Origin of the sequence: Kribbella sandramycini, assembly GCF_013131805.1 — a bacterium.
Classification (GTDB): Bacteria; Actinomycetota; Actinomycetes; order Propionibacteriales; family Kribbellaceae; genus Kribbella; species Kribbella sandramycini.
On sequence record NZ_JABJRC010000006.1, the window covers coordinates 115,810 to 132,616 of the forward strand.

The window sequence follows — 16,807 nt, forward strand, 5'->3', positions numbered from 1 at the left end:
GGGCCGGTACGGGGTACCGGCCCCTCGTCTGTGTCAGTGCAGGAACAGCTCGATCACCGGGACCAGCACATCCGGTTTCTGGATCGGCAGCTTCAGAGTCAGTACTCCGGCGCCCGCAGCGCCCATGCTGGTGTTGTGATGCTCGGTCGCGGCGTCCGGGATGATGCGGTGGATCTCCGAGGCGTCGTTCAGGAGCTGGGCGTACTTGACCTTGCCGGCCAGCCCAGGCAGGTGGACGTGACCCATCGGCCAGGAGAACAGGTGCAGATAGAGGCGGTCGCCGCGCTGCGTGTAGCGGGTGTCTGTAGGCGCGGTGAAGTCAGTCGCCGGGCGGGCGCCGCGGAACGCGCGCTCGTGCAGGCGGGTCCACTCGCCGATCGACGCCAGTGTCGCCAGGGCACGGGGGTCGAACTCGCCGCGGGCGGTCGGGCCGACGTTCAGCAGCAGGTTGCCGTCCTTGGAGACGGAGTCGACGAGCATCTTCACCAGCAGCTCAGGTGACTTCCAGTCCAGGTTGTCGCGGTCGTAACCCCAGCTGCCGTTGAGCGTCTGGCAGGCCTCCCAGAGCACCGGCTTGCCGTCACGCTCCATCGGGCCGTCCGGCTGGTACTGCTCGGGCGTCACGAAGTCACCGGGGATGTCGAGCCGGTCGTTGATCAGGATGCCCGGCTGTAGCTCCCGGACCAGCGCCATCAGCTCCTCCGACCGCCAGTCGTCGCGGCCCTTGCCGTGCCCGTCACGGCCGTCCGGGTGGTTGCGGCCCGGGTAGGAGAAGTCGAACCACATCAGGTCGATCTGCCCGTAGTTGGTGAGCAGCTCACGTGTCTGGGCGTGCAGGTAGTCGGCGTACACCTGGACGTCGCGGCCGGCCGCCTTCGCGATCGCCTCCTCGTCGTCGCGCTGCGGGTGGTAGATGTCGATCGGGAACTCAGGGTGATGCCAGTCGATCAGCGAGTGGTAGAACCCGATGCCGAGCCCCTCCTCGCGGCAGGCCTCGACGAACTGCCGGACGAGGTCCTTCCCGGCGCCCCACGCGGTGTGCGCGACCGTGTAGTCCGAGACCGCGGAGTCCCACAGGCAGAAGCCCTCGTGGTGCTTGGTGGTCAGGACGGCGTACCGCATCCCGGCCGCGCGCGCTGCCCGGGCCCACTCGCGCGGGTCGTAGAGGTCGGGCTCGAAGTGGTCGAAGTACGGCTGGTAATCCTCGTCGGTCAGCTTCTCGCGGTTCTTCACCCACTCGTGCCGGGCAGGCAGGGCGTACAGGCCCCAGTGGACGAACAGGCCGAACCGCCAGTCGCGGAACCTCTCGATCGAGGCTGCGGGTGGACCATCGGTCATGTCAGAACTCCTCAGGGGTCGCGGTCATCCTATCTATCGTCGGGCATTTGGGGGTTTCTGACTAGACCGGGGCAAAGAATTCTCTGAGACATCCGATCTATTTGGGTGGGGTGAGCTCCAGAAGGACGGCGTACGGCATCGGGAGCGTGACCTCGACGGCCCCGTCGCGGAGCTCCAGTGGCGTGCTGATCATCCGGCTGCGCTCGGCGAGCTCGGCCAGCTGGGCGCCGGTCGGCCAGTCGGTGATCCCGAGCTCGGCCGTCGCGGCGACCAGATCACCCGCCCCGATCCCCAGCGTGGTCGCGCTGACCTGCCAGGACGGATCCACGCCGGGCAGCTGCACGTGGACCGTCCTGGTCAGTTCTGGGGCGCCATCGGCCTTGGTCTGGTCCAGAGTGAGGTTCCAGAGCAGTACGGCGATCCGGTCGCGGTCCCGGGAGGCCCAGGCTTCGATCAGGCTGCCGCCTCCGTCCCCGCTGAGCGTGACGGGCAGCTCAACCGGTCCGAGCCGACTGAGCAGGCTCAGAGCGTGGTACCGCGGCTTGGCGAGCCCACCGACTGTCTGCAGGCCGAATCCGCCATGCAGGAACCGCGGCGGCCGGCCCAGCTCCTCGAAATGGTCAGACGCGACCCAGTAGGCCAGCGCGTCCACTCTGCCTGCGGCCGAGCGCATGCCGCGCAGGAGAAAGACGCCGGCGAACACCGAGTCGTTGATCGGGTTGAAATGCCGCGGCGTGACACCCCACTCGGTCCAGAGCAGCCGGGCGTGTTCGAACCCGTGGCGCGCCAGCGACGCCCGTACGTCGAGCGGCGGCGACCCGTAGGTGTGCGTCGAGACGAAATCGACAGGTGTCCCGTTGGCCGCCGCATGGGCCAGCAGGTCATCCACCCAGCCCGCCGCGGCCGACGACGGCCCACCGACCGCCAGTCGTGGGTCCACCGATTTCACAGCGGCCGCGGTGACGTCGTACAGGTGGAGCCACTCGGCCTTGGTGCCGGACCAGAACACCTCCAGATTGGCCTCGTTCCAGACCTCGAAGTCCCAGGTCAGGACCTCCTCCAGGCCGTACCGGTCGACCAGATGCTCCACCAGCGCGCGGATCAGGTCGTGCCACCGCTCGTACGACGCGGGCGGCGAGATGATCGCGCCGTACGCGAAGACCGTCTTCGACGGGTCGCTCGCCAGCTCGCGCGGCATGAACCCCAGCTCGACCACCGGCCGCAGCCCGATCCCGAGCAGCTTGTCGTAGATCGCGTCCACCACGGAGAAGTCGTACGCCGAACCGTCGATGACGTGCGTGTCGTCGTGGAAGATCGCGTGCGCCCGGACGGTGCGGACGCCGAGCTCGTCGTGCATCCGGCGGAGCGCCTCCTCCAGACCGGCGCCGATCTCATGACCGCCGCTGGTGTCGGTGCACAGCAGCTGACTCAGTCGTTCGCTGCCGACCATCGGCACCCAGGGCCGCTGCAGCTCGATGCCTTCCGCAACGGTGTCGACGACGACGTCGACGCGGGGGACGGCGTCGCCGGCCACCAGCGGCACCGCGCCGACGGTGTGGCTCGGCAGCCCGCTGCGCGTCACCTCCGGGACGCTCGCGATCGCGTAGTGGTACGGCGTACCGGGGGTGCAGGTGGTATCGACGTACGGCGGGCCCGGGACCGACAGGATGTCGCCGCTGTGGTGATCGACCGGTTCGAGCGGGCCGTGATCGCCGGTCGAGCGCAGGATCAGATACCCGACCGCGCCCTCGACCGGTGACCAGTCCAGCGTGACCTGCCCGACGCCGCCGGCCGCGGTCACCTCCTTCGGCGGCTCGAGCTCCGGGAACGCGAACTCCCGCTCCTCGTCGCTGCGGCGGGCGATCCGCTCGTCCCAATCGGTCTTCGCGTCCTTCTGCATACAGCTCCCTTATTCGAGGCCGGCTTCGAACCGTTCGATCCCGATCACCGGGCGGATCCCGCGCTCGGCCCGGCGGTCGGCGAAACTGCGCCGGATCAGGTCGTTGCCGAAGACGTTGCCGATGGCCCCCATCACCATCGCCTGGTCGAGGGACAGGTACCGCTGGGCGATCAGGCCCGATTTCACCGCCACCGAGTCGTAGAAGCCGCCCGCGCCGTACGCGTGCAGGTCGGTCTCGATCCGGCGCAGGTTGTCGATCGCCTGCCGCGGCGCGTAGGCCATCGCGAGGAAGGCCGCATGCGGGGTGACGACGCCGTCGCCGTACGCCGGAGTCGGGTTCGTCCCTTCGCGGCAGCCCTCGAAACCGGCGTCGTGGTTGGTCGCCTCCAGGTCGGACGGGTAACCGCCCGGGTCCATCCCGATCGCCTCGACGCCGTAGACGGAGTACCCGCCCTTGGGGTTGGAGGCGGGGGAGAAGCCCCAGTAGCCGTATTTCGCCTCGTCGAGACCGTGCTCGAGCTGCGCGCGGACGGTGAGCGGGTGGTTGACACCCCAGCTGCGCGGCGCCCACGCCGCCTCGGGGACGAACAGGTCGGGCATCAGCGACTCGAACATGTCACCGCCCCAGGACGGGACGAGCCGCATCCCGCGGTACGAGTAGGTGCCTTCGAAGACGTCCAGACCGAGGTAGGTGCGGTGGACGCCCTTGGGTTTCTGCTCGACCCACGACCAGTCGCACGAATCCGGGAAGGTGCGGTAGGTGGCGAAGTACCACGACGGCGGGACCTGGCCGAGGATGAGCCCGATGTACCCGGCGATGCGGGCCTCGGTGTTCAGGGTGTCGTAGTGGAACTTGCGGTAGTAGACATCCGGGCCGCTGCCGGTGTGGTTGCCCTTCTCGGTCTCCTCATCCGGCGGCGACGTCTCGAAGAACCCGCCGCGCATCAACCCGCCGGGCCGCGCGGCCGCGTTGTAGTAGTACGCGAAGTTCATCTTGTTCAGCAGTTCGTCGGCCAGCTTTCGCGCGCGCGGCTCGGCGTTCCGCACCACCATCAACGCACACGCGAACCACCCGTTGTCGACACTCGACACGAACGGCGTGATCGGCTTCGTCCCGTCCGGATCGGTGTACCGCACCTCGCCCGTCGCCTCGTCGTACCAGTTGAAGTACATCCCACTCGGCTCGTGGTGGTCGACGCGACGCATCGTCGTCAGCGTCTGGGTGATCCGGCGCAGCGACTCCTGCGGCGAGATGATCCCCAGCTCCCGCGCCACGACCGTGCTCCACAGATACCCGCCGATATTCGTCGGCGACGTGTACTGACTACGCACCGGGTTGCTGACCGAAGCCCCGATGTTGTCCGCCGGCAACCCCGTCCGCTCATCAGTCATCGCCACCAAACTCCGCCAAGTATCCCGAGCCCACCGCCCCACCAACGCCTTGTCGGCCCGCCCCGGCCGCCACCCGCCCCGCAGGGCTGCGCCCGGCGAGCCCGCAGCCCCGCCGCCCGGCGACCCGCCATATGCGCTTCCTGCCCCCAACACTCCTACCCCGCTGGCGCAGCCGGCGGCTAACAAGGTGCGACGTCTGATGGCGGTCATCTGCAGCTCCTACTTGAGTCCGGTAATGGCAATGCCTTTGGTGACGTGGCGCTGGAAGGCCACGAAAATGACGAGTACGGGGACGACGACCACGACGGCGCCGGCCATCAGCAGGCCGAAGTTCTGCGCGTTCTGGCCGGTCGAGTAGAGCGCCAGGGCGACGGGAAGGGTGTACTTGTCCTCGGTCTGCGCGATCACGAGCGGCCAGAGGAAGTTGTTCCAGGAGCCGAGGAAGGTGAGGATGCCGAGCGTGGCCAGCGCGGGCCGGGTCAGCGGCACCATGATCCGGGCGAAGATGCCCAGCTCACCGGCGCCGTCGACGCGACCGGCGTCCATCAGGTCGTCCGGCAGGCCGAGGAAGAACTGGCGCATCAGGAACACGCCGAACGGCGACACCAGGAACGGCAGGATCAGCCCGGGATAGGTGTTGGCCAGGCCCGCGTTCGTGACGAGCACGAACAGCGGGACGAAGGTGACCATCCCGGGGACCATCAGCGTGGCCATCACCAGCACGAACAACGCGTTCCGGCCCTTGAAGCGGAGCTTGGCCAGCGCGTACCCGATCATCGAGCAGAAGACCAGGTTGCCCGCGGTGACGATCAGCGCGACCAGGGTCGAGTTCAGGAAGTACCGCGGGAAGTTGGCCTTGTTGAACAGGGCGTCGTAGTTCTCGGTGGTCGCGTCCTGCGGCAACCACGTCGGCGGGACCCGGAGCAGCTCGCCCTGGGTCTTGAAACTGCCGAGCACCATCCACAGGAACGGCGCCGCGACGGCGACCAGTCCGAGGACGCCGATCAGGTAGATCCACCAGGTGCGGCGCATCACTTCTCCCTCAGCAGCCGGAACTGGATGAACGTGACCACCGCGATCACGACGAACAGCAGGTACGCCATCGACGTCGCCAGGCCGTAGTTGCCGAAGCCGAACTGCTGGTAGGTGTACATCGACACCGAGATCGTCGAGTTCAGCGGACCGCCCTGGGTCATCACGAACGGCTCCTCGAAGAACTGCAGGTAGCCGATCCCCGTGGTCACGCTGGTGAACAGGATCGTTGGCCTGAGCAACGGGACGATCAGGTGCCGGAACCGCTGCCAGGCGGTCGCGCCGTCGAGCTGGCCGGCCTCCTCGACCGACTGCGGGATACCCTGCAGCCCGGCCAGGAAGATGATCATCGCGGAGCCGAAGTTCCGCCAGACGGCCATTGCGATCAGCGACGGCATCGCCCAGGTCTTCGAGCCGAGCCAGTTCGGCCCGTCGATCCCGACCCAGCCGAGGACCGTGTTCAGCAGCCCCGCGTCCGGCGAGAGCACGAACCTCCAGATCACCGCGATCGCCACGATCGACGTCACCACCGGCAGGTAGTACGCGACCTTGAACCACGCCTGGAACCGTTTGATCCCCCGGTCCAGCAGCACCGCCGCCGCCAGCGCCGCCACCAGCGTGAGCGGTACGCCGAGCACCACGAAGTACGCCGTGTTGAACGCCGCCTTACGGAACGTCTCGTCCTGCAGCGCCTTCACATAGTTCTCGAACCCGACCCCCTCCACCGCGAACGGCGTCCGCAGATCCCGCTGCCGCGTATCGGTGAAACTCATCCCCAACGACCCGAGCACCGGCCCCGCCGTGAACCCCAAGAACAGAACGACGAACGGCAGAGCCAGCACCCACGCCGCAACTGTTTGTCGATCCAGGGACCGATCAACGCGGAGGGGAGCTTTCGGAGCCCGCCCCCGGGGTTGGCTGGGGGGCTGGTGCCCGGCATCGGCGCTTGCTGTCCGCGTGCTCCCGTCGTTCCGGTGGGGGTCGGCGCTCATCAGCTGCCGCCGGGGCCGATGGCGGCGGCTTTGGTCTGGATTGCTTTGGCGGTGTCGGCGGGGGTTTGGTCGGCCTTGACGAGTTTTTCGACCTCGGTGTCGAAGGCGGCGGCGATCTGCTCCCAGTTGACGATGGCGGGCGGGGCCTTGGCGTCCTCCAACTGCTGACCGAAGACGGGCAGCAGCGGGTCGTTGGCGATGCTGGGGTCGGTCCACGCGCTCTTCACGGCCGGGAGGTCGGTGGAGAGTTTGTACCAGTCGGTCTGGGTCTTTGCCTCCGACAACCACTTGACCAGCTTCCAGGCGCTGTCCTTGTTCTTCGACGCCTTGAAGACGACGAAGTTCGAGCCGCCGACGAATGAGGTCGCGGTCTTGTTCCTGGGTAGCTGGAAGACGCCGATGTTCTTCTTCATCGCCTCCCCGCCGGCCTTCGCCACCGAGCCCGCCATCCACGGCCCGGAGATGAACATCGGCGCCGTCCCGTTCACGAACTGCGCCTCGGTCTGGTTCGGCGGCAGGTCGGTCCCGGCGATCTTGTCGGTGAAGAAGCTCTGGTAGTACTGCAGGCCCTCCTGCATCGCCGGACTGTCCAGCGTGAACTCCTTCTGGTCCGGCCCGGTGATCTCCGCGCCCGCGGACCACGCGAACGGCATCACCGTCTGCCACGACCCGGTCCCGCCCGGCTGCAGGTTGATGCCGTACTTCGCGCCGGCTTTCTCCTGCATCGCCTTCGCCATCGCCTTCAACCCGGGCCAGTCGGTCGGGGGAGTGCTGAAACCCGCCTTCGCGGCCAGATCCTTGCGGTAGAAGACCAGTCGCGTCTCGACGTACCAGGGGACGCCGTACTGCGTGTCGCCCACCTTCGTCGTGTCCAGCGCGCCGGGGAAGAACGCCGCGTTGTCGAAACCCTGCGGTGTCGGGTCGAGCGCGTCGAGATCGGCGAACTCGCCCATCCAGGTGCTGCCGACCATCGCGGCGTCCGGCAGGGTCTGCGCGGTGATCGCGGTGGTGAACTTGTTGTGCGCGGCGTCCCAGGGGATCGGCGTGACGTTGACCTTCACCCCCGGATTGGCCTGCTGGAACTGCTCCATCAGCTTGGGCAGGTTCTCGCCTTCGGTGCCCATCGCCCAGACCGAGAGCTCCCCGGTCGCGGGCCCGTCGCTGATCGTGGTGGTCGCCTGACCGCCCGCCGCGGGGCTGTCGCTCGACCGGCCGCACGCGCCCAGGGCCAAAGCCGCGGCCGTCGTCAGAGCGCAGCCGATCACCAGTCGGCGGCGGATGCTGTGGGTGAACATTCGTTGTCTCCTCACTCGGTTACTGCTGCATTGCCCCCGAGGTGCCACAGCTGTCCCGCAGGACCAGCTCCGTGGCGAGTACGTCGTTCCGTCCGCGAGTCCGCTCCCCGGTTACCCGCTCGTGCAACCGCTGTGCCGCCAGTCGCCCCAGCTCTGCCATCGGCTGCCGCACCGTGCTCAACCCCGGCGACACGTACCGAGCCGCCATCACGTCGTCCCACCCCGTCACGACCACGTCGTCCGGTACGCCGACGCCCAGCGAACGCAGCGTCGTCAGCACCGCCAGCCCGAGCTCGTCGTTCGCGCAGACCAACCCGTTGGGCCGTTTGCCCTTACCACGCGCGGAAATCTCCGCCGCGACCTGCCGGCCCGACTCTTCCGTCAGCGGAACCCGCAGCGGCTCATCAGCAGTCAACCCGCGCGACGCATGCGCCCGCGCGAATCCGGCGTACCGCTCGGACACGTCGTACGAGCTGGCCGGGTCACCGACGAACAGCAACCGGCGCCGTCCGCTGGCCAGCAACCGGTTGGTCAGCTGCTCGGCGCTCGTCACGCTCTCCGTGCGGACCGAGTCACAGCCCTTGACCGGCGGATGCGCGACCAGCACCAGCGGTACGCCGGCCTGCCGCAGCTCCTGGATCGCGGACAGCTCCAGAGCGTTGCCATGGACAACGATTCCGTCGACCCGGCCGGCCAGGTCCCGCACCGAGCGGCGCGGATCCGAGTTGCCGTGCGTGACCGTGAGTACGACGCTCTGGCCGTGCTCACCGGCCCAGCGTTCGTACCCCATCAGCAGGTCACCGTAGAAGGGACCGCTGAGATCCGGCAGGACCAGCCCATGCGCTTCGTGCCGCTGCACCGCGAGACTGCGCGCCGCGCGCAGCGGCACGTAGTTCAGCTGGGCAGCTGCCTGGGCAACCTGCGTCCGCGCCTTCTCCGACACCGGCCCGGTCCCTTGCAGGACCCGCGAAACCGTCGCGATCGACAGCTTCGCCAGAGCCGCGACGTCGTAGATCGTCGCGGGCCGTCCGGTTGTCATCGAACCTCCAGTGGAAGCGCTTACACAGTTCGTACCCGGCCGTCCGGCCGGTAAACGTCTAGCTGGACAGGATGCCTGTCAGCACCTGGGGATAGTTGGTGATCACGCCGTCCGCGCCCCAGTTGATCGCGCGCCGCATGCCCTGGCCGTCGTTGACGGTCCAGACGTGGGTGGTCAGGCCGAACGAGTGGATCAGGTCGATGATCTCCGGGGTGACATCTCCGAGCGCCGGGTTGGCCTGTTCGGCCCAGCCCGCGGCGTCCGCCAGCACGTCCCGCGACGGCGGGCCGCCGGCGAAGAGCAGACCGACCGGAACACCCGGCGCGACCGCGTCGAACTCGCGTAACCACTCGTGGTTGAACGACTGCATGACGGCATCGCCGCGCCGCAAGGCCGCGGTGAACTCGCGGGAGCCCAGCAGGGTATGGCGAAGCTGCTCGGCGATACCGGGGTACAGCTCGGGTGCCTTTGCCTCCAGCAACATCCCGCGGTGCGGACCGACTGCCCGCAGCCACTCGCTGAGCGTCGGCACCCGCTCGCCGGTGAACTCCGGCGCGAACCAGGAGCCGGCGTCGAGCCGCTTGATCTCGGCCAGCGTGAAGTCGCCGACCCGCCACGGGGAGCGATCCGGGAACACCTCTTCGACGTTCGTCGTCCGAGCCAGCGTCGGGTCGTGAACGATGACCAGAGCGCCGTCGGCCGTGCGCTGGACGTCGTTCTCGATCTGCTCCGCGCCCTGCCGAACGGCGGCGCGCACGGCCGCGATCGTGTTCTCCGGTGCGATTCCCGACGATCCGCGATGGGCGATCACGACGATCCCGTCGTCCGGGCGATGGTCGGCCCCGGCCTCCGGCGTGGAGGTGGGGACCGAACCGAGGACTGCGCCGGCGGTGACGGTGAGCAGACCCAGGATGGCTGTTCGACGAGTCACGATCTTCTCCAGGGCGGGGAGTGGAAGCGCTTACAGTTCCGTCACCCTGCCGTGGATCGTTCCAACGGTCAAGGGTCTGCGAAGATGAAAGCGTGACCACTGCGGAACGTAAGGACCGGCTCTACCTGGTACGCCACGGCGAGACCGAGTGGAGCAAGAACGGCCGCCACACCTCGGTGACCGACCTGCCGCTGACCGCGGAGGGTGAGCGGGTCGCCGCCACGCTGCGCGAGCGCCTGGCCGGCCGGGAGTTCGATCTGGTCCTCACCTCACCCCGGCAGCGCGCCCGCCACACCGCCGAGCTGGCCGGTTTCGCTGCGGCCGAGGTCGACGACGATCTCGCCGAGTGGAACTACGGCGACTACGAAGGCATTACCACCGCGACGATCCGCGAGACCGTCCCGGGCTGGACGGTCTGGTCGCATCCGGTGCCCAACGGCGAAACCCCCGCGGACGTCACGGCCCGCCTCGACCGCGTCATCGCCCGCATTGCCGCCACCGACGGCGACAGCCTCGTGTTCGGTCACTCCCACGCGCTCCGCGCCCTCGCCGCGCGCTGGCTGGAGCTCGATGTCACCGAGGGTCGCCACTTCGTCCTCGACACCGCCACCATCTCCACACTCGGCTGGGACCGCGGCTCACCCGCCGTCCACCACTGGAACGCCTAGCTCATACAGATCGATCTCGCAGACGGCGCGGAAGCCCAGGGACTCGTAGACCGAGCGGCCGGCGGCTGAGGAGCCGAGTACGGCGTACTGCGCTTCGGGCTCGGCTTGCCGTAGGGCGGCGGCGGTGAGGGCGGCGCCGATCCCGCGACGGCGGGCTTCGGGGACAGTCATGACGAAGTAGACGCCGGCGACGCCGGCGGCGAAGTAGATCGTGATGGTGCCGACCGGAGCACCGTCCAGGAACGCTACGTAGTGGCGCCAGGGGTCGGTGAGACCGAGGGGGCGGTAGACGGAGGCGACCCAGCGAGCCTCTTTCTCACCTTCGCCGAAGCCCTGTCCCAGGGTCTGCTGCCAGGTGGTGAGGGCGGCCTCGGTGCTGACTCGGATGAGTTCCAGGCCCGGTACGGCGTCCGGTTGGCGCAGGTCGGTGAGGCGGAGGGCCATACCGGGTTCGCTGCCGCCGTGGGTGAAACCGGCGGCGAGGAGGGCGGTATGGAGTTCGGGGGAGCGCAGGGCCGGGCCGACGTGCCAGCTGCCGGGGACGCCGTACTTGCGCAGCTCAGCGACCGACTCGGGCACGGCTGCGGGCCCGCCGGCGACGACTGCGTTGTGGTAGTCGAGTGGTGACCCACCGATGGTCCAGCGGGCCGTGGCGTCGTTGCGCTGGGAGCCGCCGCCCGCCGCGCCCATGGCCATCAGCAGCTCGGCGGCGTTGTCCTCGATCGCTCGGGTCAGCTGGTCGTCGTCCATCGACCCAGTGTCACCGCCTGGTGAGCTGAGCGCGACGGGGTTTCAGGGCAGCGCGTTCCATTGGTCGAGGGTGGAGATCAGGAGGGCGGCGGTGGGCAGGGCGAGGAGCTCCGGGCGGGTGACGAAGCGGGCGTCGGTGGCATCGTCACCGGGGGTGAGCGTGCCGGCGACGCGGGTGGCGGCGTAGTCGCGGATGACGTAGAGGCTGCCGTGGGCGCCGTCGCGCTCGACTTCGCCGACCAGCTCGCCCACCTCGACCGTGAGACCCGTCTCCTCGGCCACCTCGCGGGCGACCGCGGCCGGATCGTCCTCACCCGGCTCCACCCGGCCGCCGGGCAGCGACCAGAGGCCCCGGCCCGGCTCGTTGGCCCGCTGGATCACGAGCAGACGGTGTTGCTCGTCGTACACAAGTGCTCCCACACAGTCGACGCGCTGCGGCTCCATTGAGGAAGGGTAGGGCGTCCTGGGGACAACTGGCAGGGGTTGGGGGCGGTCACCGATACCATCGTGGCTGACCAGTGTCCATATCCAGGAGGGATCGCGACCGCTCGTGCGCATCGATCTGCACACCCATTCGAACCGATCGGACGGCACCGACCCGGTGGCCGGCCTGATCGCGCATGCGCACCAGGCCGGTCTCGACGTGATCGCGCTCACCGACCACGACACCGCCGACGGCTGGGTCGAGGGCCGGCAGGCCGCCGAGGAACTGGGCATCGGGTTCGTGCCGGGGATCGAGATCTCCTGCAAACTCAACGGCATCAGTGTCCACCTGCTCGGCTACCTGCTCGATCCGTCCGTCCCGGCGCTGGCCGAGGAGCTGCGGATCGTCCGCGACGGGCGGACCGACCGGATCCCGTCGATCGTGGCCCGGCTGAACAGCATCGGCGTCCCGGTGACGGTCGACGAGGTGCTCGCCCAGGCGACCGGTACGCCGTCCGTCGGCCGCCCGCATGTCGCCGACGCGTTGGTTGCCAACGGCACCGTCGCGAACCGGACGGAGGCCTTCGACAAGTACCTGGCCGACGGCCGCCCCGGCCATGTCACGCACTACGCGATCGAGCCGGGCCGCGCGATCGATCTGGTCCGCGAGGCCGGCGGGGTGCCGGTGATCGCGCATCCGTGGGGCCGCTCGAGTTACAAGGTGATGACCGGCGAGACGATCGCCCGGCTGGTCGCCGAGCACGGCCTGGCCGGGATCGAGGTCGAGCACCAGGACCACTCACCCGAGTCGCGCGCCGCGCTGACCAGGATCGCCGACGAGCTCGGCATCATCCGGACCGGATCGAGCGACCACCACGGCGTCGGCAAGATCGACCACGACCTCGGCGTGAACTCGACCGGCCCCGAGCAGTTCGAGCGGCTGCTCGAGGTCGCCAAGGCCAACGCGGCGGCTGCGCCCGGCGCTCGGGTTCCCGAGGCGTACCTGCCGTGAACGACATCATCAACCTCGCCCTGCTCAGCGAAGTCGTGGTCACGCTCTTCGTGATCATGGACCCGCCGGGCACGGTGCCGGTGTTCATCTCGCTGACCGCGGGCCAGTCCCGCGCCGTCCGCAAACGGGCCGCCTGGCAGGCCGTCGCCGTCGCCTTCGGCGTGATCGTGGTGTTCGCGGCCTTCGGGCAGCAGATCCTGCACCACCTCGGCATCACGCTGCCCGCGCTACAGGCCGCCGGTGGTCTGCTGCTGTTGCTGATCGCGTTGCAGCTGCTGACCGACACCGCCGAAGACCCGGTGCAGACGAAGAACGTGAACATCGCGTTCGTCCCGCTCGGGACGCCGTTGCTCGCGGGACCGGGTGCAATCGTGGCTACGATGGTGTTCGTGCAGCGCGCGGACGGCTCGTTGCCGGACGTGATCGCGATCTCGGTCGGCATCATCCTGATCCACCTGATCATGTGGCTGACGCTGCGCTTCTCCGGGGTGATCATGCGGGTGCTCGGCGAGAACGGCGTCCTCCTGGTCACGCGGATTGCGGGTCTGCTGCTGAGCGCGATCGCCGTCCAGCTGGTCGCCGACGCGGTGAGTGACTTCATCAAGGCGGGCTGACGTTGCTGCCGGGGATGCCGACGCGGCTGTTCGTGGCGACGCCGACGAAGCTGCTCACGTTCGCGGACTGCAAACGTAAGTACCGCTTCACCTACCTGGAGTCGCCGCGGCCGCCGAAAGGCCCGGCCTGGGCGCACAACACGGTCGGCGGCATCGTTCACGAGGTGCTCGCCGACTTCTTCGGCCGCTGGCCCGCCGCGCAACGCACGCCGGACGCCGTCGTCGAACGGATCCGGACCGGCTGGCGGAACGAGGGCTTCCGCGACGAGGCCCAGTCGCTGGAGTGGCGCGACCGGTCGACCGACATGGTCCTCACCTACCTGCGCGACTCCGACCCGTACTACGAGCCCCGCGGCGTCGAGCGCACCGTCGGCTTCACCACCGAGCGCGCCTCTCTCCGCGGCCGCATCGACCGCGTCGACGAACGCCCCGCCCGCGACGGCAGCGGCGGCACCGAACTCGCCATCGTCGACTACAAAACCGGCCGCCGCCCCCTCACCCCCACCGACGCCCGCACCTCCCTCGCCATGGCCCTCTACGTCCTGGGCGCCCGCCGAGTCCTCCGCCGCCCCTGCACCCGCGTAGAACTCCACCACCTCCCCACCAACACCGTCGCCGCCGCCGACCACGACGAAGCCTCCCTGGCCCGCCACCAGTCCCGCGCCGAAGCCATCGCCGACGACGCCGCCAAAGCCGAACACCACTGGAAAACCGGCCTCACCCCCACCCAAGCCGACGAAGCCTTCCCCCCAACCCCCTCCCCCCTCTGCGCCTGGTGCGACTACGCCAAACTCTGCCCCCAAGGCCGCCGCGTAGCCCCCACCAAGAACCCCTGGGCCGCCCTGGAAGACCCCGAACCCACCCTCGACGACTAACCACCGTCACGAACGACAGGTAGTAGTCCTGCCAACCGCCGCCGCCCCGCCCCGCCGCCACCTAGAACCGCGCCGTACGCATCCGACTACGTCCTGTCCTTCGCGCCACCAGGCGCCCGGGACCGGGGTGAGCGGGAGGCCAAGGTCGAGGAATGTTGCCTGCGGACAGCCACGTTCACAGCGAATGGTCGTGGGACGCCGATGACGGCGCGATGGCGGCGACCTGTGCCCGCGCGGTCGAGCTCGGCCTACCGGCTCTGACCTTCACGGACCACGCCGACTTCACCCCTGGGTTGTGGACGACGTACCGGCGGCTTGGCAGCCCTTGGTCACCGAGCAGGTGCTGACTCCGCCCCCGCTGGATATCGACTCCTACCGCGAGAGTCTCGAGACCTGCCGGTCCCGCTTTCCCGACTTGCAGATCCGGCCCGGTGTCGAGCCGAGCGACTCGCACTGGCATCGCGAGCAGACCGCCGGCCTGCTCGCGTCAGCCGACTTCAACCTGGTGATCAGCACGCTACTGGCCCGAGTCCGACCCGGCGGCGTTCGAGGACGAGTTCCGCACTGTCCTGCGGGCGCTGGCGCGGGCAGACAAGACGCTCGAGGTCAACACGAACCGGCCGATCGAGGCGGCGATCCTGCGATGGTGGTACGCCGAGGGCGGCCGGACGATCACGTTCGGAAGTGACGCGCATCGACCGGCCCACCTCGGGCGTGGGTTCCGTGCGGCCGCCGAGCTGGCCCGGTACCTCGGCTTCCGATAATCCGGTTGACGGCCGGCTGGGCGTCGGCGTACGGTCGCGTGCTTGGTTGACAACGGCGTGGGACGACTTGCGCCTGCCACAGTGGTGTTCGAACCCCCGGGTCCTGCTGGATTCGGGGCGGTTCTGCGTGCCGCTGGGCTTCGGACACCACCTCTGTGCTGTGAGAGGAGGTTGCCGTGGGCGTCTATTGGGCGATCGGGATCAGATCGTTCCGGCGCTTCTCGACGTACCGGATCGCGACGGCGTCCGGGGCGTTCACCAACACCGTGTTCGGGTTCATCCTGTGCGGCGTGTATCTGAGTCTGTGGCAGGCGCGGCCCGGGCTCGGCGGATACGACACCGCCGACGCGCTCACGTTCGTGTGGCTGCAGCAGGGGTTGCTGATGCCGATCGGGCTGTTCGGGGCGAGTACGACGGTGGAGCTGGGGGAGCGGGTGCGGAGCGGGGCGATCGCGGTCGATCTGTATCGCCCGACGCAGCTGCTGCTGTGGTGGCTGTCGATGGATCTGGGCCGCGCGATGTTCCAGTTACTGGCGCGCGGCGGCGCGCCGCTGCTGGTCGGCGCGCTCGTCTTCGACCTGAAGTTCCCGGCCGATCCGCAGCGCTGGCCGGCGATCGCGCTCGGGATCGTGCTCGGGATCCTGGTCAGCTTCGGCTTCCGGTATCTGGTCGCGTTGTCCGGCTTCTGGCTGACCGATTCCCGCGGTACGGAGTACCTCGCGCTCTGGCTGTCGCTGTTCTTCTCCGGGATGGTGATGCCGCTGGTCGTCTTCCCCGGCTGGTTCGGTGAGTTCGCGCGCGCGACGCCGTGGGCCGCGACGATGCAGGTCCCGATCGACATCTGGCTCGGCCGGAACCCGGGCGGGACAGGCGCCGCCCTGCTGTTCCAGCTTGGCTGGTGCGTGGTGCTGTTGCTGATCGGGCAGCTGCTCACGCTGCTCGCGACCCGGAAGGTGGTGATCGCCGGTGGTTGAGCGCGTCCTGCGAGCGCCGGGGCAGTACTGGATGCTCGTCCAGATGTGGATCCGCTCGACGCTGGCCTACCCGGCGTCGTTCGTGATGATGGTGATCAGCGCGATGCTGATCACCGGGACGGACTTCGTCGCGATCCTGCTGATGTTCAGCCATCTCGACGTCTTCGGCGGCTTCTCGCTCGGCGAGATGGCGTTGCTCTACGCAACTTCCTCGATGACGCTCGGCTTCGCCGACCTGTTCACCGGGTCGATCGAGCGGGTCGGACGCCGAATCCGCGAAGGCACCCTCGATGCGTACCTGATCCGCCCGGTGCCGGCCTTCGTCCAGACCGCCGCCGACGAGTTCCGCCTGGACCGGATCGGCCGCCCGCTCCAGGCGCTGCTGGTGATGATCCTGGCCTTCACCCGCCTGGACGTCGACTGGACCGTTGCCAAAGGCATCATGCTGGTCGTGTCGGTGGTCGCCGGCTCGGTGATCTTCACCGCGGTCTTCGTCCTCGGCGCAGCGTTCCAGTTCATCGCGATCGACTCCGCGGAGCTGGCGAACTCCTTCACGTACGGCGGTTCGACGCTGACGCAGTACCCGTTGACGGTCTTCGGCAAGGAGATCGTCCGGGCCGTCACCTTCGTCGTACCGCTTGCCTTCGTCAACTACTACCCGGTGCTCTTCGTCCTGGACAAACCGGCCCCGCTGGGGCTGCCGTCCTGGATCGGTCTGCTGTCACCGGCCGTCGCCGTCCTGATGGTCGCACTCGCGGCCCTCGCCTGGCGGGCCGGCCTTCGTCGCTATCGCAGTACAGGGAGCTGA

At 68.8% G+C, this 16,807-nt stretch carries 17 protein-coding genes; 7 read left to right on the top strand and 10 right to left on the bottom strand.

The genetic code is table 11. The features are described 5' to 3' along the window. Positions 1 to 33: 33 nt before the first annotated feature. The 8 genes from HPO96_RS23810 to HPO96_RS23845 form a co-directional block, all read right to left on the bottom strand. The gene (locus HPO96_RS23810) at positions 34 to 1,338 is read right to left on the bottom strand and encodes an alpha-L-fucosidase (protein WP_171676151.1); all 1,305 of its coding nucleotides are present in this window, start codon (positions 1,336 to 1,338) and stop codon (positions 34 to 36) included. Positions 1,339 to 1,435: 97 nt separating this feature from the next. Further along, the gene (locus HPO96_RS23815; protein ID WP_171676153.1) at positions 1,436 to 3,238 is read right to left on the bottom strand and encodes a GH39 family glycosyl hydrolase; all 1,803 of its coding nucleotides are present in this window, start codon (positions 3,236 to 3,238) and stop codon (positions 1,436 to 1,438) included. A 9-nt stretch (positions 3,239 to 3,247) separates the two neighbouring features. After that, a complete protein-coding gene (locus tag HPO96_RS23820) occupies positions 3,248 to 4,840 on the bottom strand; it encodes a glucoamylase family protein (RefSeq protein WP_171676155.1) in 1,593 nt (530 codons plus the stop codon). A 9-nt stretch (positions 4,841 to 4,849) separates the two neighbouring features. Then, positions 4,850 to 5,662: a carbohydrate ABC transporter permease gene (locus HPO96_RS23825; RefSeq protein WP_171676157.1), complete on the bottom strand. Its 813-nt coding sequence runs from the start codon at positions 5,660 to 5,662 to the stop codon at positions 4,850 to 4,852. After that, positions 5,662 to 6,504 carry a carbohydrate ABC transporter permease gene (locus tag HPO96_RS23830; protein ID WP_337796781.1) on the bottom strand — a complete coding sequence of 281 codons (843 nt, stop codon included), beginning with the start codon at positions 6,502 to 6,504 and terminating at the stop codon, positions 5,662 to 5,664. Before HPO96_RS23830 ends, HPO96_RS23825 begins: the two co-directional genes overlap by 1 nt. Before the next feature lie 149 nt (positions 6,505 to 6,653). Then, on the bottom strand, positions 6,654 to 7,949 hold the full coding sequence (locus tag HPO96_RS23835; protein WP_171676160.1) for a sugar ABC transporter substrate-binding protein: 1,296 nt from the start codon (positions 7,947 to 7,949) through the stop codon (positions 6,654 to 6,656). 19 nt (positions 7,950 to 7,968) lie between these two features. Then, complete coding sequence (locus HPO96_RS23840; RefSeq protein ID WP_171676162.1) at positions 7,969 to 8,988, bottom strand: LacI family DNA-binding transcriptional regulator; 1,020 nt, start codon at positions 8,986 to 8,988, stop codon at positions 7,969 to 7,971. A 58-nt stretch (positions 8,989 to 9,046) separates the two neighbouring features. Next, entirely contained in the window at positions 9,047 to 9,919 is an 873-nt protein-coding gene (locus HPO96_RS23845) for a glycerophosphodiester phosphodiesterase family protein (RefSeq protein WP_171676164.1), read from the bottom strand. Positions 9,920 to 10,011: 92 nt separating this feature from the next. Between HPO96_RS23845 and HPO96_RS23850 the strand changes: the two genes are divergently transcribed. Next, positions 10,012 to 10,587, top strand: a complete 576-nt coding sequence (locus HPO96_RS23850; protein ID WP_171676166.1) for a histidine phosphatase family protein — start codon at positions 10,012 to 10,014, stop codon at positions 10,585 to 10,587. Here HPO96_RS23850 and HPO96_RS23855 read toward each other — a convergent pair. Together HPO96_RS23855 and HPO96_RS23860 are read right to left on the bottom strand one after the other, a co-directional pair. Next, the gene (locus HPO96_RS23855) at positions 10,558 to 11,337 is read right to left on the bottom strand and encodes a GNAT family N-acetyltransferase (RefSeq protein WP_171676168.1); all 780 of its coding nucleotides are present in this window, start codon (positions 11,335 to 11,337) and stop codon (positions 10,558 to 10,560) included. The two genes, HPO96_RS23850 and HPO96_RS23855, sit on opposite strands and share 30 nt — an antisense overlap. Positions 11,338 to 11,379: 42 nt before the next feature. Next, positions 11,380 to 11,781, bottom strand: a complete 402-nt coding sequence (locus HPO96_RS23860; RefSeq protein WP_171676170.1) for an NUDIX hydrolase — start codon at positions 11,779 to 11,781, stop codon at positions 11,380 to 11,382. Between the two features lie 106 nt (positions 11,782 to 11,887). Here HPO96_RS23860 and HPO96_RS23865 point away from each other — a divergent pair, with 106 nt between their 5' ends. The 6 genes from HPO96_RS23865 to HPO96_RS23890 all read left to right on the top strand — a co-directional run bounded on the left by HPO96_RS23865 (position 11,888) and on the right by HPO96_RS23890 (position 16,807). Beyond that, positions 11,888 to 12,772 (top strand): PHP domain-containing protein, encoded by an 885-nt coding sequence (locus tag HPO96_RS23865; protein WP_171676172.1) that lies wholly within the window; start codon positions 11,888 to 11,890, stop codon positions 12,770 to 12,772. Continuing rightward, entirely contained in the window at positions 12,769 to 13,386 is a 618-nt protein-coding gene (locus HPO96_RS23870; protein WP_171676174.1) for a MarC family protein, read from the top strand. Before HPO96_RS23865 ends, HPO96_RS23870 begins: the two co-directional genes overlap by 4 nt. 14 nt (positions 13,387 to 13,400) lie before the next feature. Further along, positions 13,401 to 14,261 carry a RecB family exonuclease gene (locus HPO96_RS23875; RefSeq protein ID WP_171676176.1) on the top strand — a complete coding sequence of 287 codons (861 nt, stop codon included), beginning with the start codon at positions 13,401 to 13,403 and terminating at the stop codon, positions 14,259 to 14,261. Between the two features lie 152 nt (positions 14,262 to 14,413). Further along, positions 14,414 to 14,608: a PHP domain-containing protein gene (locus HPO96_RS37645; RefSeq protein WP_202886342.1), complete on the top strand. Its 195-nt coding sequence runs from the start codon at positions 14,414 to 14,416 to the stop codon at positions 14,606 to 14,608. A 593-nt stretch (positions 14,609 to 15,201) separates the two neighbouring features. Then, the gene (locus HPO96_RS23885) at positions 15,202 to 15,999 is read left to right on the top strand and encodes an ABC-2 family transporter protein (protein WP_171676178.1); all 798 of its coding nucleotides are present in this window, start codon (positions 15,202 to 15,204) and stop codon (positions 15,997 to 15,999) included. Beyond that, complete coding sequence (locus HPO96_RS23890; RefSeq protein ID WP_337796782.1) at positions 15,992 to 16,807, top strand: ABC transporter permease; 816 nt, start codon at positions 15,992 to 15,994, stop codon at positions 16,805 to 16,807. Before HPO96_RS23885 ends, HPO96_RS23890 begins: the two co-directional genes overlap by 8 nt.

Bases quoted from the DNA above. Each gene is read 5' to 3' on its own strand.
- HPO96_RS23810 (WP_171676151.1), bottom strand. From the start codon at position 1,338: ATGACCGATGGTCCACCCGCAGCCTCGATCGAGAGGTTCCGCGACTGG.
- HPO96_RS23815 (WP_171676153.1), bottom strand. From the start codon at position 3,238: ATGCAGAAGGACGCGAAGACCGATTGGGACGAGCGGATCGCCCGCCGC.
- HPO96_RS23820 (WP_171676155.1), bottom strand. From the start codon at position 4,840: ATGACCGCCATCAGACGTCGCACCTTGTTAGCCGCCGGCTGCGCCAGC.
- HPO96_RS23825 (WP_171676157.1), bottom strand. From the start codon at position 5,662: ATGCGCCGCACCTGGTGGATCTACCTGATCGGCGTCCTCGGACTGGTC.
- HPO96_RS23835 (WP_171676160.1), bottom strand. From the start codon at position 7,949: ATGTTCACCCACAGCATCCGCCGCCGACTGGTGATCGGCTGCGCTCTG.
- HPO96_RS23840 (WP_171676162.1), bottom strand. From the start codon at position 8,988: ATGACAACCGGACGGCCCGCGACGATCTACGACGTCGCGGCTCTGGCG.
- HPO96_RS23855 (WP_171676168.1), bottom strand. From the start codon at position 11,337: ATGGACGACGACCAGCTGACCCGAGCGATCGAGGACAACGCCGCCGAG.
- HPO96_RS23860 (WP_171676170.1), bottom strand. From the start codon at position 11,781: ATGGAGCCGCAGCGCGTCGACTGTGTGGGAGCACTTGTGTACGACGAG.
- HPO96_RS23875 (WP_171676176.1), top strand. From the start codon at position 13,401: ATGCCGACGCGGCTGTTCGTGGCGACGCCGACGAAGCTGCTCACGTTC.
- HPO96_RS37645 (WP_202886342.1), top strand. From the start codon at position 14,414: ATGTTGCCTGCGGACAGCCACGTTCACAGCGAATGGTCGTGGGACGCC.